Raw genomic sequence first — 21915 nt, 5'->3', positions numbered from 1 at the left:
TTACTGTAAGATACGGTGCCAAGCGAGAAATCTGGATCATCATGTTTTGAACTTGTCTGCTGTGAGGCGACGTACGCGAATGGATAGACCGGATGAAGAACGGTGTTGGATTCGTAAGGGGCTGCTTCAAGGAACGCGCCAAGGTGGTCGAGGAACTCGCCGCCCGCAACGAGGGATTCCGCGACCTCTGCGACGACTTTCTGACTGCGCATGACGAGAAGCTGCAATGGGAAGGATCGTCTGCTCCCGAGCGAGGCGAGCGCATTGCCGAGTATCAGGAGCTCATCGACGGCATGCGGATCGAGATCGAGCAGGCTCTCGACAGAGCAGCCATCGTGCCATTGAGACCACCACGACGATAGCCGTCACTGCGCATCAACGAAATGACCACTTCAGATCAATCACTCGAAGAAAGGAACAATGATGACAAAGAGAGTTGGCATCTCCGCAGGAACGGCGCTCGCCTGCTTCCTCACTCTAACTGCCGTCGGTCGAGCCGACACGATCAGCTACGCGGATGCGGTAACGACCCTTGCCAAGGAATGCGGGTCCGACATCAAGAAATTCTGCAATGGCCAGAACCTCGGAAACGGACGCATCCAGGCCTGCCTCGGGAAAAACGCTTCAAAGGTCTCGCCGAGCTGCACCTCGACCCTTGGCAGCGTCATGACGTCGATCGCTCAACGCCAGGAGGCGCAGGCATCGGTCTTCAAGGTCTGCCAGCACGACATCTCGCAGTACTGCAACGGCGTGAAAGGCGACGGCAACATTCTCTCCTGCCTCGTCGAGACGAAACGCGTCGACAACAGGGAATGCAACCAGGCAATCACCGACGCCGGATGGCGTTGATCCATGGCCCAGACAGGGGAAACAAGATGATCGTTCAAGCACTTCGTATCTCGGTGGCGCTCGGCCTGCTTCTGGCTCCGTGCGTCGCTTCCGCCCAGCAGCTCGACAACAGTCAGATCATGAGCACGCTCGGACAGGTGAAGTCGGCGGCACCTGCCGTCGATGTCGCGCTGCTCGTCGAAGAAGCCAACGCCAACGTCGGCAAAGGCGTCGCGGCGCTGCCCAATTGGAGCAAGCTCTCGGAGCTTTCGCAGTTGATCGTCGAGATCGACTTCGAAAACAACTCGACCGCCATCGAGCCGAAATCCTACCGCACCGTCGGGCTGATCGCCGACGCGCTACACCATCCCGACCTGTTCCGTTACAAGTTCCTCATCGTCGGGCACTCGAGCGCGACCGGAACCGCCAAACACAATCTCGAGCTCAGCCAGAAACGCGCCGACGCCATCAACGAGGCGCTGTCGACCACCTTCGCAGTGTCGCCTGATCGACTGTTTTCGGTCGGCGCCGGAGAAGAATGGCCGATCGATCCCGGCCATCCCGAATCGGCTGACAACAGGCGGGTACAACTCATCAATCTGGGACTTCTGAAATAGCGTCCCATAGCTAGAAAGAGGAGTGCGACTGATGCTTAGAATTTCTGGCATATGCTTCATCGCAGTGGCTGCTGGTCTGCTAATCACGTCTCCGGCGCTTGCACAGGATGCGATTTCAGCACCCGCACAGAAGACCATCGGCGCGACCAAGTCAAAGATGGTGCCGTCTCTTGCCGTTCTCAATTCTGGAGGTGCAAAGCTGGAGAATGGTAAGCTCACTATGAGCGCCATCTCTGCAACATCAATCGTGTTCGCCGACCGCCCGGTGCGATCTGCGGGTCATGTCCTGACCTCCGAGTTCATCAAGCAGTGGGATGAAGGCCCCGACAGTTTCGCCAAGGATCCTCCGAACGCGACGATCTCGGTCTTGAGCGGCAAGGGGGATAGCGTCGCCGATGCGGTCGTCGTCCTGAAGACGCCGAAGCTGGAGGGTGGAAACCTCACCTTCGACGTCGCCGTCCTCGAAGGTGATCTCGCCGGTGCCGATGGTCCCGCGTCGCTGTTCATCGACTGGTTCGCAGCCCGTGGCCCCTACGGGGGTGTCGCGGTTGGGGGTGTTGGTCGTGCAGCGGTCTGGCGTGGCGGCTGGTATGCTCATCCCGGCGCATACTACGGTGCCGGCGTCGTCGCAGGGGCGGCGCTGGGCGCGGCTGTCGCTTCCGAGCGTCCCTACTATTACCCGCATCCGGCGTGCGGATATTACCCCTATCCGCCTTGCTACTAGCACCAAGGCCAAGCGACATGCCTGTGCTCGTTTTGGTGCGGTGGGAGGTTTGCAAGAGCCTTCCACCGGAGGCGACAGGACTGAGGAGGTAGATTGGACCATCTAGCGAACCCGAACCCGGTATTCGAAATCATCGTCGGCACTGTGTTTCTGATCGTCGTCATTTTCGTGCACGGCGTGGGTATCCGGAGCATCGGCCTTCAGTTCAGCAAATCCTGGGCGCACGTCACCAGCGTAACGCCGCACTGGCGGCTGAACCTGATGCTGTCAGTGACGATCGCCGCGCTGGCGCTCCTGCACTTCGCAGAAACTCTGATCTGGGCGGTTCCTCTCTATGTCAGGGATATCATCCCCTCGATGCGCGACAGCTACTATTACGTCCTCGAGAGCTATACGACGCTGGGGGAGGGCAACGTGACCCTTCCAGATCGGTGGCGTCTGCTTGGGCCGATCATAGCAATGTCCGGTCTGTTCACTTTCGGTTGGACGGGGAGCGTCCTGGTCAGCATCATGACCGACTTCGGCAAGTTCGACAGACTGCAGGCGCGGCGGGAGCGTGTGGAGGAGGACAAAGCGCCATGAGGTGGTCGCCTTCGCCGCTGCTGCTTAAGGTAAGCGTGCGACCCCAGCTTTCATCGATACCCTTGCTGCGAGATGAGGAGCAGCCTCCACGCGGCGAGCGACGTCGATTCAGCAATCCCGAGCCTAGCCAACGGTCGGTTCCGATCAATTTCAAGTGCCGAACCTCTCGAAATCGAGAGACAACCAGTCAGCCTGTTCGCAGGTCTGGCGACAGCGGGTCCGACTTCGTCAGACCTGCGAGTTGACGCCTCTGCTGCCCCGAAGTGATGAGACGAAAGGAAGAACCATGAGACTAATTCACGGCTATTTATCCACATTGATTCCGCCGTTCGCGGCAGGCGCTTTCCTGGCCATGCAAACAATTGCCGCCTTGGCGGAGGCACCGCCAATCCCCGAATCCATTGCAACGCCGAATGTCGTCGATACCAATATCGGCAAGTTCGAGTTCAAGGACGGTGTGCCGAGCAAGTCCACCGCAGATAGGCTCTACGACAATCTCGACTTCACCTATGCCTACCGCGCCTTCATGGACGACATGCGCGGCGTCAGCATTCATGCGCTGCGCAATGCCATGCAGGACATCGGCATGAAGGAAAACGAGGTTCTCGTCTTCTCCGAGCTGATGGACGCCAAGTCGCTGTTTTTGACGGCCAATGCCGACACGATCTACGTCATGGGCTATCTCGACCTCTCCAAGGGACCCGTAGTGCTGGAGGCTCCGCCCAAGTTCCTCGGCGTCGTGCAAGATGCTTGGTTCCGCTGGGTCGTCGACCTGGGTGGACCCGGACCCGACCGCGGAGAAGGCGGCAAGTACCTGATCGTGCCTCCGGACTACGACGGGCCGCTGCCGGAGGGTGGATATTATGTCGCCCGCGCCCGGACCAACACGATACTGTGGTTCGGCCGATCGTTCCTCGAGAATCATGACGATCCCAAGCCAGTGGTGGAGACAATCCGCAAGTTCACCAATGTCTACCCGTATGAGCCCGGCGGTGTCGGTACCCCCATCGCCGAGTTCCTCGCAGGCAAGGCTAAGTTGGGCAAGATCGAACCGCCGCCGCCCACTGTCTTCCACGAAGGCAGCGGTAAGGTGATGAACACAATCCCGCCCAACGACTGGAGCTACTTCGAGATGCTGAATGAAGTGGTGCAGCGCGAGCCTGCCACCTCGCTCGACCCGGAACTGATGGGGCCGCTGGCGGCAATCGGCATCGTCAAGGGGAAACCCTTTGCACCGGATGAACGCATGAAGAAGATCATGAGCGAGGCGCTCGCGGTGGGCAATGCAACCTCGCGCAGTCTTTTCATGTCCCCGCGTGATCCGAGCTGGTTCTATTATCCGAACTCGTCCTGGTTCAATTTTCTCTTCTTAACTGGCTACGAGTTCGAAACACCGATCCCGGAGATCACGGCCGAGGGCGTCAAACCATTTCCCGCGACAGGCTATCGGACCATGGACGCGCGGACGAACTTCTTCTACGGCGTGACCGGTATCACCCCGGCCATGGCGATGCGGCTGCCGGGCATCGGCTCGCAATATCTGCTGGCGATGACGGATGCCGACAAAAACCACTTCGACGGTGCCAAGACCTACAAGGTGACGTTGCCGAAGGGTATACCCGAGGCGAATTTCTGGTCGTTCACGGTGTACGACAATTTGACTCGCTCGATGCTCGACACGCCACAGCGCTATCCGCGCGCGGGTAGCCAGAATTATCCTTCACCCGCTGCCGAGGCCGCTGCCGACGGCTCGACCACGGTCTGGTTTGCGCCTGAGCAGCCGCAAGGCGTTCCGCGCGGCAACTGGATTCAGACCGACCCGAAGAAAGGCTGGTTCACCATTCTGCGCTTGTACAGCCCGACCGAGCCTTTCTTCGACAAGTCATGGCGACCGAGCGAGATCGGACTGGTAAAGTGAGCATCTGGGCTACGTTTGTGCGGGCCAACCAACTCTAACGTTGGCCCACAAGGAGGCGAATTTGGCCGGTCGTACGGCAGCGGTTGCCTGCCAGGGCTCCGAACTTCCCGATCGAGCTGCTTGATGATGTCACCCGCGCCTTGAGCGCCTAACATGCTGAAATACCTGATCTCCACCCAAAGCGTCGGTTCATATCCGTTCAAGGCGATGGTAACGATCTGCCTCTGCTTGCTTCGAGGCGCCTAGCATCTTGCAGCATATGCATCCCACGCGGGATTGGCACCCAGAACGGCCGCTAAAGGACGGTGCTATAAGCCGGTTCGCCAAGTTTGTAGAACGAAGCTAGGCTGCTTGCATCCCGCCACGCGCTTTGTGCTCGAGATCAGCGGCTGTGTCTACTCCTTGACCGTTCGGGATCGTCGCCGTCCGCATCGGTTGAAGCAAAGGAGGAAGCCTTCGCGCAGCGCCAGGCTCAAAGCAGCCGGCAACAGGGCCTGCAGTCTAATTCGAAGGTCGCGGCGCACGAACAGGTTGTGGAGATAGTGACCATCGACCAGTCTTCGCCTGCTGCGTCATTTGGCGCTTGATCCGGCAGCCAATAAGGGTCGGGTGATCCCCACCGGCCGTAAATTTACCGTTGCGTACTTAACAGTTGGACTCGTTTATGGTGCGCTGCGACCAAGACGAAGCTATCCGCCTGGCGATTAAGGTGGCGACCGCGCCAAATCTTCAACTTTTGTCACGGGGGAACCTATGAGAATCCATAGTTGCACGATTGCTCCGCTGTAGACGACAGGGACGTTTTTTGTCGTTCGCTCGCGGCAAGCGTTGACGGCAACGCTATCGGTCTTCACTCGCTCAGGTTAAGGAGGTTTTGGTGAAAAGGATAATCGGCCTTGGGGACATCTTTTGCTCGTTTTCTATTTCTGCTTTGGCTGCCGCGCCCGGCGATATTGCCGATCTCGTCGGCTCTCGCGCGGCGGACGCCGCGTCGAAGATGCAGGCTCGTGGCTATCATCACGTCAGGAGCGACAACATCTGGTGGAATGACAAGACCGGCATTTGCGTTAACGTGCACTTGTCGAATGGCCGCTACTCGCGCATTGATCGGTTGAGGCCGTCAGCGTGCGGGCGAACGTCAGCCGGATTGCCGGCCTCTGAACTGGGCAACATTCCGGCTCGCGCTTTACGGGCATGCGGCCGACGGGCCGATCGCTATCGGAGCGCTCGAGGTGGAACGAACGTCGTTGAAGCGGCCGAGCAAACAGGTCCCACTTGGCTGCTGACCATGGCTATCCCGCATTACGTTCTCAAATGCACCGTTACGCCTTCCGGGCGCGTAATTCGGATGGACGTGAAATAAAGGGCAAGGTGCAACTGCAAACGCACCATTACCGGTCGGAAGCCCTACGATACCATTGGCCCCTACCGCATCAGCTAGACGGACGCGCGCGCACTGGTGCGACGCGTAAGGCGTACGAAAGTTCATAAGCATGCCCGCAGAATGGCATGAACGATTTCGGCCGCCATATCGGGAACACGGGAGGATCCCCGTAGTTGGGTGATCCGAGTGACCAATGGAGCTTCGGATAGTCATGCTTGTCGATGAATTGCGGATCGCGCCAATAATCATGTCGGTTCGCGATTTTCCTATGCCACTTCCATCATTCCTGTCGTCATCGTCCCAACCAGAAAAGCTCGTCTCGCGCCGGAACGACTTCTCAGCCAACGATGACCAGTCCGGGTTTCGACTATGACGCTGACCGCCGCACATCTAGCAGACCTCGCAGAACACGCAGCATCAATCTTCGACGGCAAATGCGTCGAGCAGTTCGCCGCCTTGTGCCTTCGAACAGCGGCGTCCGGTGAGCGTCTGGCCTTGCTCATCACGAGCCGGGAGACGAAACGGTGGGTCATCCCCAAGGGCTGGCCGATCAAAGGCCTGCTGCCCCACGAAGTCGCCGAGCGGGAGGCCTGGGAAGAAGCTGGCGTCAAAGGAAAAGCAGCGGAGCAGTCCTTCGGAACCTACACGTACCTGAAGAAACTTGACGATGGCACGGAAATTCCGGCCTTCGTCGAAGTGCACGTCCTTGAGGTCCGTTGCACAAAGAACAAGTTTCCGGAGCGGCATGAGCGGACGGTGGCCTGGGTCACGCTTGTTGAAGCAGTCGGTATGGTGAGCGAACCCGAACTGCAGGGACTGTTTAGAAAGTTAGCCGCCCTCAGCGTCGGATGAATGTCAATCGAGGGGCCCGCCTAGCGGCCGGCCGGGCGTCGTGATGGAATGTTTGACCTGCTCAAGGGAGGGTCCCGGACAATGCGGTCAGGTGCTTCGACGACATTGTAGATGCCGAAGGCGGTACTGCGTTTTCTGGGTTCAACGACATTGACCCCACAGCTGCTCGCCGTCGCCAGACGCGATCCAAAGCCTGTCGACATCAATAGCCTTCTTCGAGGGAAGTCGGATATTTTGCATCGATCACTGGCAGAAATTTGTAAGGTTGAGATCTTCTTACTGGCGCCTTTGGGAAGACTGAAGCAGATCCTTGGTTGAGGTTGGCCGGCGAGCATGCAAGTCTGAAGGCGAGATGGCTGCTTCTCATGATCAATCTCCTTTGGGCACAGGGGCACGCCCGCATTCTCCTGCGGTGCGTGCGTGCCCTTATTGTTAGAAAAAGGCGGCGGGAACCGCCCATCGATCACTTGATGACCTGGATCACCTTCCGCGAGGAAGGCTCGACGATCACACGCTCATCGTTGATGATCGCGTATGCATATGTCGGGTCGTCGGGAATTGGCGTCACGACCACGGTTTCAGGCAGGGGCTGCCCGACGACCACTTTCTCCTTCACCACGACGCGTTCGGTCGGAGCGGGAGCCTTCTGTACGTAGGTGATCACCTTCTCCGGCGGCGCCGCAATGACTGTCGAAGACTGCGCAAACGCAGATGCCGAGGCCGATGCCGACAGGATGCAGGCGGCAATTCCTACTGCTTTGATATTCATTTGTTTTTCCTCCTTTAAAGCGGTTTTATCCGCTGGAGGCCCAAACCAAGAAATGGAAGAACTGTTCCTGGGTTGGGACTTCATGCCGGGGCCTGCTGGGACCTTAGTCGGAACCGGATCGGATATGCTCCACTCTCCATTACTGCTTGGGGCTTAGTATCCAGCCCTGGACCTTCTCGGCGCCCACGATCATCGCAGCATTTGCAATGAGCGGTCACGAAAGGTACAGGCTTGTCCGCTCATTCGATGAGGTTGGCGAAGCTCTGACTGGCGCGTGGCCGACTGACGACGGCAAGGAATACATTGCGGGTGTACGATCATGCCGGGACGCCATCCATGGCAACATCCCAGCCAAGATGACGCGTGCAGCCCTCCTTCTTGCCGCGGAGGAAGATCGGAAGCTGCCATCGAAAGATAACGCCGCTCGGTCAGGCCGGCGGGCACCGCACCGGCTATCCCTATGGCCACGGCCTAGCGGGGCAAGTTCCGTTTCGTCGCAAAGCAGCTTTAACTCGGCCTTGCCGGCGAGGCAGATCGGCTCTCGGCAGACGGACAGGACCGCACGGAGGGCGGGACCGCACCGTTGACATGAAGGGTTGGTGGAGACGAAGGCGGACAACTCCACCCGTGCGATCCCGGTGCCAAACCAACGAAGTGCCTCTTTGTTCCCGCTCTGTTTGACTATTGGAGGTGGCGGCCCGATTACGCGGAAGGTGATGCTGAATCGTTTGGAGCCGACTCAGGGCGATGGAAATAAGAGAATCTCAGCCACGCGACGCCATGCACGAGGAAATCTATTCCAAGCAAGATCGCGAGGATCCAAAGACCCATCCATGGGAAGTCGGCCAGGATGACGAGACCTGCGCCGGCGCCGAAGGCGCCCGACAACATCATGGTCCATCCCGCTTCACGCCAGTGGCGTATACTGACGAGGATCCTGACGATGCCCGAGAAGATGAACAGCAGGCCGATCATGTAGCTTTGCAACAACTCTTGCGTACGTAGGGACCGGGCTACGACGTTTGTCAGAACCTCCATTGCTCGCGAGCCGACGACATCAGAGAGCATCAATCCAAGGGCGATGTATAGAAATCCTAACAGCGTCTGCCATGACAGTGCGCCCCATCTTCTCGCCCACAAGGCGTGGACAATTTCGAATGTGCCGACCAGGATCGCAGCGGCTCCAATAAAGCCCGGGGTAACGACCGATGCAAACGCCACATCCGTCAGGACGACCAATCCGGCCAGAAGCATAACGCCGCCCAGCACTACGCGAACTGACGTCGGAGCGGTGTCGTGAGATACCCTGGATACCTCGTTACTTCCGTTGCTCTTCGCCACGACCATACTCCGACTGGGGGCTGGATAGGAACGTTCGAATACGCTCAAAGGGATTGCCAGCGCCTCGCGAGGTTTCGAACAGACGAAATTCGTTGTAGCACTCTGAACACCGCACGTTCTCCTCCTCAGGTCGGCTCGAATCCAAGGGAGAATACGGGTTCGGCCCTATCAACCAGGACTGCCGGAAAACGGCGATATCTCCTTCAGCGCCTTATCTAGCCGAATGTCCGCGGGAGTGAGATATGCCGGCACTGACGGTGGAGCCGACAACAATCGCCATGAAAGCACACGGGGATCGTTTCTGCTCAGCCTTGGCCATCACGCATAAACTCCAAGGCCCACTAATGTGAGCATCATCCGCGCTGGTGCGGACACTGATAAGGTGCAGTACCGTTGGTGATGCCGGATGAACTCTGGGACACGCCTAGAATTTGAAGCAATTGTCCAGAGCACCACTTCTATAACATGGGGCTCGTTGTCGCAATATTAGCGTGCAATCTCCAAGATTTCCAGAGGGAATTGATTGGCCGCTAAAAGCGCTTGCGCGAAGTCGAAGCGTTCTTCTCCTTCAACCGGCGTTTCATAGCGTTCTGACGAGGTGGGCAGGTGAGCAAGATTCAAACGACTTGTTCATTTCCGCGATCACGATTCTGGAGCTAGAACGCGGAATTTTAGCATCCAACGTCGCGATGGTGCACGGGGTTCTCGCCTAGGAGCATGGATGGACAGTCGTGTTCGTCCTGAATTCGTGGACCGAATTCTGCCAATCGACGAGGTGATCGCGACGCGATGTGCGCATATGCGTATCCCGGATCGCCGCAACGAAGCCGACGCTCGATTGCGGCAACGGCATTGGTTCACGATTTGACAGTTGTGACACGCAATGTTCAAGATTTCGACGGTATTGGCTTGATCGTAGTCGACCTTGGCCTTGTCAGGCTCGGTAGTTCGTATGGCATCCAGTGCTTCACCGTCGGGCGCGTTCGATGGTAGGCGCGGATAACGATCTTCGTTCGGCATACGTTTGAAGATCTCGTCGGTAATTTTGCGACACTCAAACAGAGGCGCCCGAATCCTTACATGGCTGAGCAGATCGCCGCCAAGCGCGATCGCTACCACGCAAACCGTGGGTAATTCGGTCTCCCAAAACCGTTGGAAAGCACGGCCGCCGCTGGAGGGGTTTTTTATTGCCACTTCTGGGACCTTTTTGCACCCCCGACGTTGTCTTCTCACGAGAAGAGGAGATCAGATGTCATCGAAAGCCACCGCCGCGAAGCAGCGCAATATTCAGCAGCAGGTCGAGAAGGCCGACGAGAAGGCGAAATCGAAGCCGACAGGTGCAATGCAGGCGGGCGCCCGGCACTATCCTGGACCGCCGTTCCCGAAAGTCCATCAGGACAAGCCTAGTTCCGAAGCCGATCTTCCGCTCGCCCCGAGGCGGCCATTGGTCCGGCATTTTCTCGGGGCTGCTCTGCCAACGTCAGTTTCAGACGAGTTGTCTGACCCTTCACTGACGACCGGCGCGATGGAGAGCGTACCTTCCGGCATGGCGCGGTTAAATTGCGTTTGTCCGACATTCCGCAGGCGTCAAGTCGGAAACCGGTCGCTGAAAAACCTGGCGCTCGCTCTTTCTCTCCAGACATGATCTCGACTTTGAAAAAGCTGGATGAGCTTAGCCACACGCAAACCGTAGGATGGCCCGGATGAGGGCATCGTGATTGATCGGTTTCGTAAGCACCTGCACGGCGTTATGTTTCGCGCGAATGTTCTCCGGCAATGGCTGCCCGCTGTAAAAGAGAAAGGGAACGGCACGGGTAGCCAGCATGTCGGCAACTTCCTCTGAAGTTTGGCGTCCCAGGCGGACGTCCAGTACCGCCGCCGCCAACGGTTCCTCAGCGACAATCTTCAAAGCGGTCGGTGACGTTGAAGCAGTCACTGTGTCTGCGCCTGCCTCCTTTAGTGACTCCTCGATCGCTACAGCGATCAGAAACTCGTCGTCTACCACCAGAATTTTCATCCCCCGCAGAGCTTTTCCCTCCTCAGCTTTCTGCGTCATCATCCCGATCCTCCGGCAGTTCCAACTCGATCGTGCAGGTCAGGCCGGCGGAAGCGAATTCACGGTGCACTGTCGCACCCGGCAGGCTTCGCGCGATCAGGGAACCCCCGAAGCCTGTCTTTTCGGGTTCCATGACAGGCGGCCCCCCGCTTTCCTGCCAGGTTACCCTGAACTGCCTTCGACCGTTTTCCTCATCAAGGACCCAACGCAATAGGACCCGCCCTGTTCCACTGGAGAGCGCGCCATATTTGGCCGCGTTCGTTGCGAGTTCATGGAGCACAAGTCCGAACGGCGTTGCAAGGTCCGGGGGCAGGACGACCGGATCGCCTTGCAGATCGAGACGCTGCGAGCCATCGGTGAGATAAGCGGCGAGTTGGCTTCGGGCAAGAGTGCTGAACTCCGCCCCTTCCCACCGAGCATCAACCAGCAGCTTGTGCGATCGCGCCAACGCGTCGAGACGGCCGTCGAACAATGCGACGAAATTCTCTCCGGACCCCGCCGTTCGCAATGTCTGACGTGCGATAGATTGCGCTACGGCGATGGCTCAGCTCGCTGATCAGCAAATGCCTGCGATGTTCCCACTTTTTCTGATCCGTCACATCCCGCGTGCTCTCCAGCACCAGGCGCCGGTCGCCCATCGAAACCAGTTCGATCTGACTTTCCACCGTCAGAACGCGTCCGTCTTTTGTTCGATGCAGGAGTTGACCGCTCCAGTTCTTATTCTCGATAAGCGATTGGCGGAGGTCCTCAAACGAGCCATCAGGGACGGATGTGCGCAGCAGCATCTCCTTCCTTTTTCCGATCGCCTCCTCGCGCGAATAACCGTAGAGCTCTTCGCTGCCTCGGTTCCACTGGAGAATACCGTTGTCGAAATCCCAGACAAAAATCGGCGAACGCGAGAGTTCGACAAGACGCATCTCCTGGCGCAGCCGTTCTTCGCTATCGCGCAGAGCTTCCTCGGCCCGTCGGCGCTCGGTGATATCGACGAAGGTCGCTACCACGCCATCGATCTTGTCGTCGACTGTACGATAGGGACGGATGCGCACGAGGTACCATCGCCCGCCGCGACTTTCGACTTCGTGCTCAATCGGCACCAGATCCTTCAGAACAGCGCGAGCATGATCCGCCAATCCGTCATAGTCGAGCTGGTGCGTGAAATCAGTGATCGGCCGGCCTTCGTCACTGGTTGTTATATTGAAGAGTTCCATCAGGCGCGGCGTAAACCGCTTGATGCGCAGCGATGGATCGAGAAAAAGCGTGCCGAAGTCGGTCGCAGCCATCAGGTTCTGCAGATCGCTGTGCGCACGCGATATGCTTTCGAGCTTGAGCTTCAGCTCATTGTTGACGGTCTGCAACTCTTCATTAATCGATTGCAGCTCTTCCTTGCTCGTCTCCAGCTCCTCCGAGGTCGAGCGATATTCCTCGTTGATGGATTGCAGCTCTTCATTCGCGGCGCGCAGTTCTTCGTTGGCGGCCTCGGAATCCTCGCGGGTAGCCCTGAGGCGGTTATGGGCAAGCTGAAGTTCTTCCTGCAGTTGCTTGACCGTCTCGCCGCCAGATCCTCCGTCCGATTGGCCGAGGCCGCTTTCGAGAGCGGCATCCTGTCCTACCGCCTCTCCCTCGATGAAAAGCACCAGAGCATAGCGTACCGGGTCCTTGTCCTGGATCACCGGTTTCACCTGCAGGTAAACGCGGTGCCTTGAGCCATTGAACTGAACCGAAAGAGGCATGCTGAGGGTCGTTTCACTGCGCTCAAATGCGCGGTGGAGCGCAACTCTGAGATCAAAGCGTAACTCGCACCATCTCCGTCGCATCGACGCTGACCGGCCCGCCTGAAAGGTGCAGAAAGTGGCCGGCATTTTCGGAGAGATGTATGGCCCGAAGATTTTCGTCCACCAACATGCTCGGCGGTGCAATCCGTTCCAGCATTTGGCGATGCAAAGCCGAATCGCCGGCGCCCGTGCTGAAGGATGGAGCGCTGGGAACCGCCGGCCCTCGCTCGGGAAGCTGTCGCGGGCCAAGCAATACCGGAAAAGCCGGTCGCTTCTCGGCGCCGGCGGACACGGATCGGTAGATCCTCGCATCCCGATCGACCGACCGAAAGAGCCCGGCCGGTTGGTCGGCGCTCTCCGATGCCCCCAGGAAGAGGAAGCCGCCGGGATTGAGGGCGTAGTGAAACGTATTGCAGACTTGGTGCTGCAGTTCGCGATCGAGATAGATCAGGAGATTGCGGCATGAGACGATGTCTACACGGGAGAAGGGCGGATCTCGCAGCAGACTATGGCTCGCAAACAGCACGATATCGCGAAGTTCCCTGCGAACGCGATAGTGGTCTCCTTCACGCTGGAAGAACCGGCGAAGCCTGTCTTCAGAGACGTCCGCCTCGATCGTTGCCGGAAATCGGCCCTCGCGGGCGATGGTCAAGGCGCCGGCGTCGAGATCAGAGCCAAAGACCTGAATTTCCGGCCTCAGGTCGCGCCGGGCCGCTTCTTCGAGCAGAAGGATGCCGATTGTATATGCCTCTTCGCCCGTGGCGCATCCAGGAACCCAGACGCGAATACTCCGTGCCGTCTCATTACCTTCGAAGAGCTGTGGAATCACATCCTTTGACAGGATGTCAAAGGCATGCGGATCGCGGAAGAATGTGGTCACCGAGATCAGGAAATCTGTAAAAAGTGCCTGTGCTTCCTCGGCATTTTCGCGAAGGAACGTGTAGTAATCCGCAAGCGACTCCTTGCGAGTAACCTGAATCCGTCTGGCGATCCGGCGCAGAATCGTCGCGCGCTTATAGAGCGAGAAGTCGTGCCCGATCCTGACCCGCAGATGTCCGAGGATCCTTCGAAGCATCTCTTCGTCGTCGTCTTGGCCGATGGCGGACGATTCCTGCTTGCCATCTTTGAGAAGTTCGACGAGTTGCTTGGCAAGTCCGCCAACGGGGAGGACGAAGTCGGCGACTTCTGCTGCGATCGCACTGCGCGGCATCGAAGGATACTCCGCTTCGCCCGGATCCTGCACCAGAACGATTCCACCGGATTCCTTGAGCGATTTGACACCGATTGCCCCATCGGCACCCGCGCCGGTCAAGATGATGGCGTAGGCATGTCCCTCATTGCGTTTTTCTGCCAGCGACCGAAAGAAGAGATCGATGGGCGCCCGATTCGAGCGTGGTTCATCGAAAGGGACGGCCGAGATGGTGTGATCGGCTATCACCAGCCGACTGTTCGGCGCTATGACATAAACGCGGTTACTTTCGAGCTTTTCCGTGTCCTCAACTTGTACGACGGGCATTGCGGTTCTAGTGGCAAGAATGTCGGCGAGCTGGCTCCTGGCTTCAGGATCAAGATGGACAACGACGACAAAGGCGGCGTTCGGCTCGTCCGGTAGCGCCTCAAAAAAGCTTTGCAGCGCCTTGACCCCTCCAGCTGATGCTCCGATCCCCACAATCGGCGGATCGAAATGCGATGTCATGTCTGTCTCCCACTCGCTGCCTGCATCTAATCCGAAACCGCTCAGATGCTGAGGAATTCACCTGCCAAGTCTTTGTTCCCGCCCGTCAACGGCAAAAAAACTCCATGTCAACCTTATCCTATCGGCTGTCGTAACCGTCGCATAGAACAAAAGGGCGGCCTGCGCGTTGCAATAGCAAGGAGAGAGCATGAGCCGCCGCGACATCATTGCAATTGGAGGGTCTTTGGGCGCAGTCGACGCGGTGAGGGAGCTATGCCGCGGCCTGCCTCATGACCTCGCCGCCGCCATGTTCATCGTGATTCATGTCGGCGCCGAAGGCAATAATTTGCTGGCCGAAATCTTCAATGCGCATTCGCCGATTACCATCAAGACCGCGGTGGATGGAGAGATACTGCAACCCGGTCATGCCTATGTGGCGCCTGCCGACCACCATCTTCTTGTGATGGACGATGTGGTGAGGCTGGGACGCGGTCCTCGGGAAAACATGGCTCGCCCGGCACTGGATCCCCTTTTTCGCTCGGTCGGGATCTCCTTCGGACCGCGTGCCATTGCAGTCGTTCTAACGGGATTGCTCAACGACGGTGCTGCCGGGCTTGCCGACGTCAAACGCTGCGGCGGTGTCACGGTCGTTCAAAATCCTGCTGACGCGGTCGCCGCCGACATGCCCTTGGGTGCGCTACGAACCAGCGACGTCGACTACCGGGCGCCGCTGTCCAGCATGGCGGAGCTTCTGGTCAGGCTGTCGCGTGAGGAGGCGGGCCCAGTCGTTAAGATTCCAGAGGACGTAAGACGTGAAGTTGCAATCGCGCTCGGCAGACGGTCTGACTCTGAGTTCATCGCCCAGTTTTCGGACCCGGTCGCTTTATCGTGTCCGGGGTGCGGTGGCGTTCTGAACGAGGTCAGACGGACGCCACCATTGCGATTCCGGTGTCAGGTCGGGCATGCCTATACCGCTGAAGCTCTGGCCACCAAGCAGGAAGGCGCCGCCGACGAGGCCGTTCGGGTTGCCTTGAGGATCATGGAAGAACGAGCAACGTTGACCGAAAAGATGGCGGCAGAGGCTCGCGGATCAGGTCACGACATCGCTGCCGCCTCCTACGAAAAACGGGCAAGCGAAAGTCGGGCCTATGCCGACGTTCTGCGCGATGCAATTAAGGACTTTTGATTTAGAATCAGGCCTGCGGGGTTCCGGCTTGGTTCGTCGCCGAAAACGCTCGTCGCCCCTCAAGAGGATGATCCGGCCATCGCTTGATCTGGTCCGCACATCGAACTGCTGGGACGGTTCCACCCGTGTCTGCTCGTCTCTGATCGCGGCAAGCTGAGCCCTTCCTTTTCCCAGGTTCGACCCATGACCCGACAGCGATCAAAGCAAGGCGATGCGCACGACTATGTCCGGCCGGCGGGAGGCATGGATATCGGGAGGTCGAACTGCGCCATTTCGGATCCCTAGGCGATATTTTGATGCCGATATCCCGGCACGGATTGGCATTGTTCCCCGGCGACAGGAACAAATGGCGGCTGAAACGTGTTCTGCCGACATCTTCGACATTCTGGCTTCGGAATTCGCCTCATGACCTATGTCGCTCCGCCCGTCGGCATGCGCCGCCTCAAAGCTCGTCTGCGGGCTCTTCCTATGCATTTCGCAGCCGCTTGCTTTACGGGCGCGCTGATCACCGACATCGTCTATTCGCAGACCATGCAGATGATGTGGACCAACTTTTCCGCCTGGCTGCTGTTTGCCGGCGCCGTCATGGGCGCGGTCGCTTTTCTCGCCGGGACGATTGATGCAGTGCGTGGACAACTCGCGCTCGGAAACATTACCGGCTGGCTTTATGGGCTTTGCACACTCGCAGTTCTTGCGGTCGCCATCCTCAATTCCTTCGTCCACAGCCGGGACGCCTGGACATCCGTTATGCCCCACGGCCTCATCCTATCTGCGGTTACTTTTCTGTTGATGCTGGTCGCATCTGTCCTCGGAGCGCGGGTCAACCGTTTGGTTTGGGGAGGATTTTGAGATGATGATGAGCGAACATAGCGCAATGCTCGCCGCGTTCGCGAGCCTGCTGGCTTTGGCCAGCTGCTCAGACAGCGACGAGCCCGACCCGGTCGAGATCGGCCCCAGTCCCAAGCTTCCGGAACAGTCCCAGTATTTGATGGTGCCCATGCATGTGCCAAAAGTTGTCGGCTGGAAGAAGGGCGAGACGCCCAAAGTGCCAGAGGGGCTGAAAATCCAGGCGATGATGACAGGCCTGAAGCATCCGCGATCGGTGTACACGCTGCCCAATGGCGATGTGCTCGTCGTCGAATCTGTCGCTCCATCGGGTGAGCCGGTAACGCGTCCGAAGGATCTGATCGTCGGTTGGGTGCAGTCGCTGGCGACGGGTGGAGGGAGTGGAAATCAAGGCAGCAACCGCATCACGCTCTTAAGGGATGCTGACGGCGATGGTGTGGCAGAAATCCGGGAAGTCCTCCTCGACCACCTGAACTCGCCCTTCGGCGTGGCCTTGGTCGGCAATGATCTCTATGTCGCCAATACCGATGCGATCATGCGTTATCCATACCGGGAAGGAGAAACCAGGATCACCGAGCCGGGAACAGTGCTGACCGAATTGCCGGGCGGCCCGATCGATCATCATTGGACGAAGAGCCTTGTTGCGAACGAGGATGGATCGCTTCTCTATGTTGGTGTCGGCTCCAACAGCAACATAACCGAAAACGGCATCGAGGCTGAGAAGAATCGTGCCGCGATCTGGGAAGTTGACCGTGCAACCGGCCGACATCGGATTTTCGCCGACGGATTGCGCAACCCCAACGGGCTGAGCTTCGAACCCCAGACCAGGGTGCTGTGGACCGTCGTCAACGAGAGGGACGAGCTCGGCCCCAATCTCGTGCCGGACTACATGACCTCGGTAAAGGATGGCGGATTCTATGGCTGGCCGTACAGCTACTATGGCAAGACTGTCGATCCGCGCGTGATGCCGCAACGGCCCGATCTCGTGGAGAAGGCGATCGTGCCGGATTATGCACTTAGCTCGCACGTCGCCCCGCTTGGCATGACCTTCTACACCGCGAACAATCTGCCGCAATCTTATCGTGGCGGTGCCTTCGTCGGCGAGCATGGCAGCTGGAACCGCCGTTCCTTCAATGGTTACAAGGTCGTGTTCGTCACCTTCGAAAATGGCATGCCGAAGGGCGAACCGCGAGATATCGTCACCGGCTTCCTTGACGGGCAAGGCCAAGCCCGCGGGCGTCCGGTCGGCGTCGGAGTCGACCAACAGGGCGGGCTGCTGATCGCCGATGATGTCGGCAATACGGTCTGGCGCGTGACGGCTCAATGACAGCGCGTTCCACAGGTTTGGCTGCCGGCAATGGGAGAAGACATGGAAACGCAAAGGATCTTTTTTGAGAAGAGTGACTGGGTGCCAAACAACCAGACGCTTCCGGTCATTGTCTATCGCGGGATATTCATCTGCGAGGACGGGTGCGAGGAGTTCGCGCGTCTTTTCGCCTCGCACGGATGGGAAGGCATCTGGCGCGATGGTGTTTTCGATTATCAGCACTATCACGCGGGTGCTCATGAAGTGCTTGGTGTCGGAAAGGGAACGGCGAAGCTCCTGATCGGCGGCCCGACCGGAAAGGTGTTCGAGTTGCACCCGGGAGATTGCCTCGCCCTTCCAGCGGGGACCGGACATCAAAACCGGGAAGCGAGCAGCGACTTTCAAGTGGTTGGCGCCTACCCGCCAGGCCAACACGCCGATGTTCAGACAAGCGCTCCAACCGCAGAACTTCTCAGAAAAATCGCGAGCGTCGCATTGCCCGAAACCGATCCCGTGCAAGGCGCCTCGGGCCCATTGTTCGAGGCTTGGCAACTCGGCGACGACGAAGGACGATAAGCGGGTCAAGACACGATCCCACCCATCCACTGACCGCAGACGTCTGGAAAGTCGGGTTCCTTCTCGTGCAAGAGACAATCCGCAAATTCAGATCATCGCTCGCGACGGCGGCGACGTTCATGGGCTGGGGGCAGCAACGGGATAGAGAATGCCGGCCGTGCACTCCCGGATTACATCCGAAACCTGAGCGACAGATCCGCAGAATACTCGGCGCAACGCGCGTCAATCCCAAGCTGCTGACCGCGGCCGAACGCCTTCGATGCGAAGGCTATTTCCGGGAAAAGACCAACGCCGCCGTCGTGGCGCGCGCAAATGCACGCAATCTCGGAGTGAGAAGCCGCTCAGAGTGGATTTGTTCCCCGGTTCAGACAGACATCATCCGGCTGGGGTCTCGGACAAGGGAGCACGCAACAGCAGCATGTCAGCGCTTCTGCTGCTTGCCGAAATCGTTCCGCAATTCGTCCTTGGCTCGATGCAATGTCGAAAGCCGAGATTTGGACAACTGCTTGCCGGCGCGATTGATGTAGAACGTCAGCATCGACATGGCAGATTGGAATGGACTGGCCTTTCTCCGCGGGCTTTCCTCCGCCGACTGTTTTAGTGAGTCCGCGATCTTCTTGGCGCTGCGCTGTGTGAAAACCCCGCCTTCAAGGTCCATCCCGTCGCTCTTCTCGGTCACGTCCTCTGACCGCTTCCGCTTCGATTTCTTTTTCGGCATGACAGGCCTCTTCACAGGGGCGGCGCCAATCGATGATGACGCCGTCTCCAGATCAATGATGAGCGTGGTGCTCGCTGCGTTTTCGGGTCGCTGCGGCCTTTTTAGCGGGAACACTCTTCCTTGGTTCGTGATGCTGCCGCTGCGCCGCCCTTTCGTCCACCCTTTTCCGAGGAGGCATGGTCTTCGGCGCCCGTGTCGATCCCGAGCCGATGCATCTTCCCGGCGTCCACGATCCTGATGCGCATCGGATGCCTGGGCGTATAGGCGGACGCCCGTCGATAGAGCAGGCCCCGGAGATACGTGGCGTTGTATGGGGTGGATGAGCTCGGATGGTCATCGCCTCTCCTGCTTCGCAGGCAAGAGTACGACGTCACTCCCAGCCGCCACCGCCAACGGATAGGCCATGGTGGCGATGTCCCCATCGTACTCCGATATTGGTGAGCGTCGAGTCCGCAAAACGATGTCACCGAGCACCGGTCGAAATAATCCGTTTCACGCTGTGCATGGCCGTGACGACAGGAGCAAGGGCTGCTGGCACGTCGGTCGGTGCAGCGCCGTCATGCCACCGCATTCAGCTTAGTGTGCCAAGCCTTATGGCGCCTTCCGAGCCAGTCGTAATGAGGAACCCTTCCACACGTTCGATAGTCCAATGGGACCTAAGTCCGTCTGGCAAGCTTTAGCGGCGTCACTCATATTAGTGTCACGATAGATACGATGTTCCTTTGAGGGGGGAACAGGGAGGAACTATGATATTTGGTCCTGACAGTTTCAGCCACGAACAGTGCTGCTCGCAAGGCCATAGTTCTGCGTCGACGGTCGCCACGATCCACTCCGCGCTCTCGGCGGACCCAGACATCGACAGCAGCGCCATTACGATCCGGATGCTGGGACCGGTCACCCTCCTCGAGGGCTACATCACAAATGCGGCTGACCGGGACAAAGCGATTTCGATAGCTGCGATCATCGTTGGCTTCCACAATGTCCAGGACCGGATGCTAAGCCGCTTCCCGAGCCAATAAGGGTTAGGCTTCCGGGACGATAAGACCAAGGTCCTAACCCCCACGGACTGAAGTCCCTAGTCTGGAACACGCGCCTTCCTTTTCGGTTTGATCCCACAGCGGAAAAGACCGCTATAAGGAGGAAACAGATGAATATCAAAGCAGTAGGAATTGCGGCCGCGCTTCTGATGGCGTCCGGCTCGGCATTTGCTCAGTCATCGACCGTCACGGGTGCTGCCGGTGGTGCCGCCACGGGCGCGGTCGTTGGTGGTCCGGTCGGCGCCGCTGTCGGTGGCATTGTCGGCGGTGTGGCCGGCAGTGTCATCGACCCCCCACCGCAGAAGGTGGTCACCTACGTTCAGCAGGCGCCGGCGCCAAAGACGCGCGTCGTCGTGAAGGAAAAGGTTGTCGTCGGGCAGCCGCTCCCGGAGACTGTCGTCGTAACGCCGATCCCCGATGAACCCAAATACTCTTATGCGATCGTCAACGATGAGCGCGTAATCGTCGAGCCTTCGTCGAGGAAGGTGATCCAGGTCATCCAGTGACGTCCACGTCACCAAACTGACCGCCAGGCGGCGTTGCCGTCCATTCATAAAAAAAGGGCACGCATGCACTTCGCGAGAACGTGGAGACGACATGTCGTGCCCATTGCCCGGAGATCAATCATGAGAAACCATCATCTCGCCGTGGTCGTGGCAACGTTGTCGCTCAGCGTATCGCCACTTGCCACCCTGCCTGCCGCAGCACAAGGCAGCGGCGCAACAAAGTCCGGATCGCAGGCCGAAACGCAACCGGGTTCGGGTTCAAAGACCGACACCACCTCAGATTCACAGTCCGGCTCGCAGACTGATCAGTCGCAGTCTGGTGCAGCAACCTCGGGCACTAACTGTACCCCGGACGCTTCGGGAGCTTGCCCGCAAAGCAAGGGCCAGCCGTCGGGACAGAAGGGAAGCGGAGGCTCCGACAAGCAGAAGTCTTCCACGGAAACGAAATCCAAGTCCGGTTCGTCGGACAATTCTGACGCCACCACGACCGAGAAGAAGTCCAATGCCAAGGGGGGAACGAGCGAGAGCGGCGGATCCGCCACGACAGGTTCGAAGAGCGGCGCGCAGGACTCCAATTCGTCTGGCACCATGACGAAGAGCGGTGATACATCGAAGCAGGCGACCGATCAGAACACGTCGACCTCCAACAAAAGCTCTACGGAAACGAACGTCAATAATACCAAGACCAACGTGAACGTCACCGTCGAGCAGCAGACCGAAATCAGACAGGTCGTTAAGGAAGTTCATGTTCAGCCTGTGAAGGAAGTCGACTTCACGGTGTCCGTCGGAACCAGGATTTCGAAGAAGGTTCGCCTCGAACGGCTGCCGCCGCGTATTGTGAAGATCGTGCCGGCATACGAAGGCTACCGCTTCTTCCTCCTTGCGGACGGCCGGATCGTTATCGTCGATCCCGATGCACTCACGATCGTCTACATCATCTCGGCCTAGCAGGCAGTCCCCGGCGGTGTCCTCAACACCGCCGGGGTCGCAGGAGGATTTCCATGATTTACAACGAACCCAAGCCTTCTGGATTTGCCTTTCCACTTATCCTCATTTTGGTAGCCATGGCGATTATGGTCGGCGGTTTGGCGATGACGGCGGGTCATACGCCAGCGACCCGTGTCTGGGTTCCCGCGAGTTCAGCGGGGCTCTGATGTTGGTTGTGTCGCTGCGATATCGCCTTGTTTTTCCGCAGGTCTTGCGCCATCGAGGCCCGGGAGTA

Annotated in this window: 21 protein-coding genes and 4 pseudogenes; 19 read left to right on the top strand and 6 right to left on the bottom strand. The window is 58.6% G+C overall.

All coding sequences use genetic code 11. The annotated features are described in order from the left end of the window. Nucleotides 1–92 precede the first annotated feature (92 nt). The 8 genes from H4W29_RS27415 (at nt 93) to H4W29_RS27380 (ending at nt 6905) form a co-directional block, all read left to right on the top strand. Nucleotides 93–362, top strand: coding sequence for a hypothetical protein (locus H4W29_RS27415; protein ID WP_192731955.1), 270 nt, complete (start codon nt 93–95; stop codon nt 360–362). A gap of 58 nt (nt 363–420) precedes the next feature. Continuing rightward, the gene (locus tag H4W29_RS27410) at nt 421–849 is read left to right on the top strand and encodes a hypothetical protein (RefSeq protein WP_192731954.1); all 429 of its coding nucleotides are present in this window, start codon (nt 421–423) and stop codon (nt 847–849) included. Nucleotides 850–875: 26 nt separating this feature from the next. After that, nucleotides 876–1445: an OmpA family protein gene (locus H4W29_RS27405; RefSeq protein WP_192731953.1), complete on the top strand. Its 570-nt coding sequence runs from the start codon at nt 876–878 to the stop codon at nt 1443–1445. Nucleotides 1446–1476: 31 nt separating this feature from the next. Continuing rightward, nucleotides 1477–2169, top strand: a complete 693-nt coding sequence (locus H4W29_RS27400; protein ID WP_192731952.1) for a hypothetical protein — start codon at nt 1477–1479, stop codon at nt 2167–2169. A gap of 93 nt (nt 2170–2262) precedes the next feature. Continuing rightward, nucleotides 2263–2751, top strand: coding sequence for an ion channel (locus H4W29_RS27395; RefSeq protein WP_192731951.1), 489 nt, complete (start codon nt 2263–2265; stop codon nt 2749–2751). Between the two features lie 352 nt (nt 2752–3103). Further along, nucleotides 3104–4669, top strand: a complete 1566-nt coding sequence (locus H4W29_RS27390; protein WP_246517575.1) for a DUF1254 domain-containing protein — start codon at nt 3104–3106, stop codon at nt 4667–4669. An 877-nt stretch (nt 4670–5546) separates the two neighbouring features. Continuing rightward, nucleotides 5547–6032 (top strand): hypothetical protein, encoded by a 486-nt coding sequence (locus tag H4W29_RS27385; RefSeq protein WP_192731950.1) that lies wholly within the window; start codon nt 5547–5549, stop codon nt 6030–6032. A gap of 390 nt (nt 6033–6422) precedes the next feature. Beyond that, entirely contained in the window at nt 6423–6905 is a 483-nt protein-coding gene (locus H4W29_RS27380; RefSeq protein WP_192731949.1) for an NUDIX hydrolase, read from the top strand. A gap of 463 nt (nt 6906–7368) precedes the next feature. Here H4W29_RS27380 and H4W29_RS27375 read toward each other — a convergent pair whose 3' ends face one another. Continuing rightward, nucleotides 7369–7674 (bottom strand): DUF1236 domain-containing protein, encoded by a 306-nt coding sequence (locus H4W29_RS27375; protein ID WP_192731948.1) that lies wholly within the window; start codon nt 7672–7674, stop codon nt 7369–7371. Nucleotides 7675–7880: 206 nt separating this feature from the next. Between H4W29_RS27375 and H4W29_RS34845 the strand changes: the two genes are divergently transcribed. Beyond that, nucleotides 7881–8261, top strand: coding sequence for a DUF982 domain-containing protein (locus tag H4W29_RS34845; RefSeq protein ID WP_192731947.1), 381 nt, complete (start codon nt 7881–7883; stop codon nt 8259–8261). Nucleotides 8262–8376: 115 nt separating this feature from the next. Here the strand turns inward: H4W29_RS34845 and H4W29_RS27365 are convergent, their stop codons facing one another. Continuing rightward, nucleotides 8377–9021, bottom strand: coding sequence for an HdeD family acid-resistance protein (locus tag H4W29_RS27365; protein ID WP_192731946.1), 645 nt, complete (start codon nt 9019–9021; stop codon nt 8377–8379). 584 nt (nt 9022–9605) lie between these two features. Here H4W29_RS27365 and H4W29_RS34530 point away from each other — a divergent pair. Beyond that, a pseudogene (locus H4W29_RS34530) lies at nt 9606–10008 on the top strand (type II toxin-antitoxin system VapC family toxin). A gap of 256 nt (nt 10009–10264) precedes the next feature. Beyond that, nucleotides 10265–10450 (top strand): annotated as a pseudogene (locus H4W29_RS34525) (short-chain dehydrogenase); the annotation flags it as partial. Between the two features lie 237 nt (nt 10451–10687). Here H4W29_RS34525 and H4W29_RS27360 read toward each other — a convergent pair. Continuing rightward, the gene (locus H4W29_RS27360) at nt 10688–11074 is read right to left on the bottom strand and encodes a response regulator (protein WP_192731945.1); all 387 of its coding nucleotides are present in this window, start codon (nt 11072–11074) and stop codon (nt 10688–10690) included. Then, nucleotides 11055–14539: pseudogene (locus H4W29_RS27355) on the bottom strand (chemotaxis protein CheB). Before H4W29_RS27355 ends, H4W29_RS27360 begins: the two are co-directional and overlap by 20 nt. A 187-nt stretch (nt 14540–14726) precedes the next feature. On the opposite strand from H4W29_RS27355, the gene H4W29_RS27350 reads away from it, so the two are divergent. From H4W29_RS27350 to H4W29_RS27335, 4 genes are all read left to right on the top strand, one after another. Next, a complete protein-coding gene (locus tag H4W29_RS27350; RefSeq protein WP_192731944.1) occupies nt 14727–15704 on the top strand; it encodes a chemotaxis protein CheB in 978 nt (325 codons plus the stop codon). A gap of 405 nt (nt 15705–16109) precedes the next feature. Further along, nucleotides 16110–16553: a DUF2231 domain-containing protein gene (locus tag H4W29_RS27345; RefSeq protein ID WP_246517478.1), complete on the top strand. Its 444-nt coding sequence runs from the start codon at nt 16110–16112 to the stop codon at nt 16551–16553. 1 nt (nt 16554) lies between these two features. Continuing rightward, on the top strand, nt 16555–17877 hold the full coding sequence (locus H4W29_RS27340) for a PQQ-dependent sugar dehydrogenase (RefSeq protein WP_210332376.1): 1323 nt from the start codon (nt 16555–16557) through the stop codon (nt 17875–17877). Nucleotides 17878–17919: 42 nt separating this feature from the next. Next, entirely contained in the window at nt 17920–18432 is a 513-nt protein-coding gene (locus H4W29_RS27335) for a cupin domain-containing protein (RefSeq protein ID WP_192731943.1), read from the top strand. A gap of 421 nt (nt 18433–18853) precedes the next feature. On the opposite strand, the gene H4W29_RS27330 is transcribed toward H4W29_RS27335, so the two are convergent. Together H4W29_RS27330 and H4W29_RS34520 are read right to left on the bottom strand one after the other, a co-directional pair. Next, the gene (locus H4W29_RS27330) at nt 18854–19150 is read right to left on the bottom strand and encodes a DUF3175 domain-containing protein (protein WP_192731942.1); all 297 of its coding nucleotides are present in this window, start codon (nt 19148–19150) and stop codon (nt 18854–18856) included. Nucleotides 19151–19202: 52 nt separating this feature from the next. After that, a pseudogene (locus H4W29_RS34520) lies at nt 19203–19335 on the bottom strand (plasmid stabilization protein); the annotation flags it as partial. Nucleotides 19336–19896: 561 nt separating this feature from the next. Between H4W29_RS34520 and H4W29_RS27325 the strand changes: the two are divergent. The 4 genes from H4W29_RS27325 (at nt 19897) to H4W29_RS27310 (ending at nt 21847) form a co-directional block, all read left to right on the top strand. Beyond that, nucleotides 19897–20169, top strand: a complete 273-nt coding sequence (locus H4W29_RS27325; RefSeq protein WP_192731941.1) for a BON domain-containing protein — start codon at nt 19897–19899, stop codon at nt 20167–20169. Between the two features lie 128 nt (nt 20170–20297). Next, nucleotides 20298–20693 (top strand): DUF1236 domain-containing protein, encoded by a 396-nt coding sequence (locus H4W29_RS27320; RefSeq protein WP_192731940.1) that lies wholly within the window; start codon nt 20298–20300, stop codon nt 20691–20693. A 120-nt stretch (nt 20694–20813) separates the two neighbouring features. After that, nucleotides 20814–21641, top strand: a complete 828-nt coding sequence (locus tag H4W29_RS27315; protein ID WP_192731939.1) for a DUF1236 domain-containing protein — start codon at nt 20814–20816, stop codon at nt 21639–21641. Nucleotides 21642–21694: 53 nt separating this feature from the next. Continuing rightward, nucleotides 21695–21847 (top strand): hypothetical protein, encoded by a 153-nt coding sequence (locus tag H4W29_RS27310; RefSeq protein ID WP_192731938.1) that lies wholly within the window; start codon nt 21695–21697, stop codon nt 21845–21847. Nucleotides 21848–21915 lie beyond the last annotated feature (68 nt).

Source organism: Rhizobium viscosum (assembly GCF_014873945.1).
Taxonomy (GTDB): Bacteria; Pseudomonadota; Alphaproteobacteria; order Rhizobiales; family Rhizobiaceae; genus Rhizobium; species Rhizobium viscosum.
The sequence above is the reverse complement of the archived record's forward strand: the minus strand, read 5'-3'. Positions and strand labels throughout refer to the sequence as shown.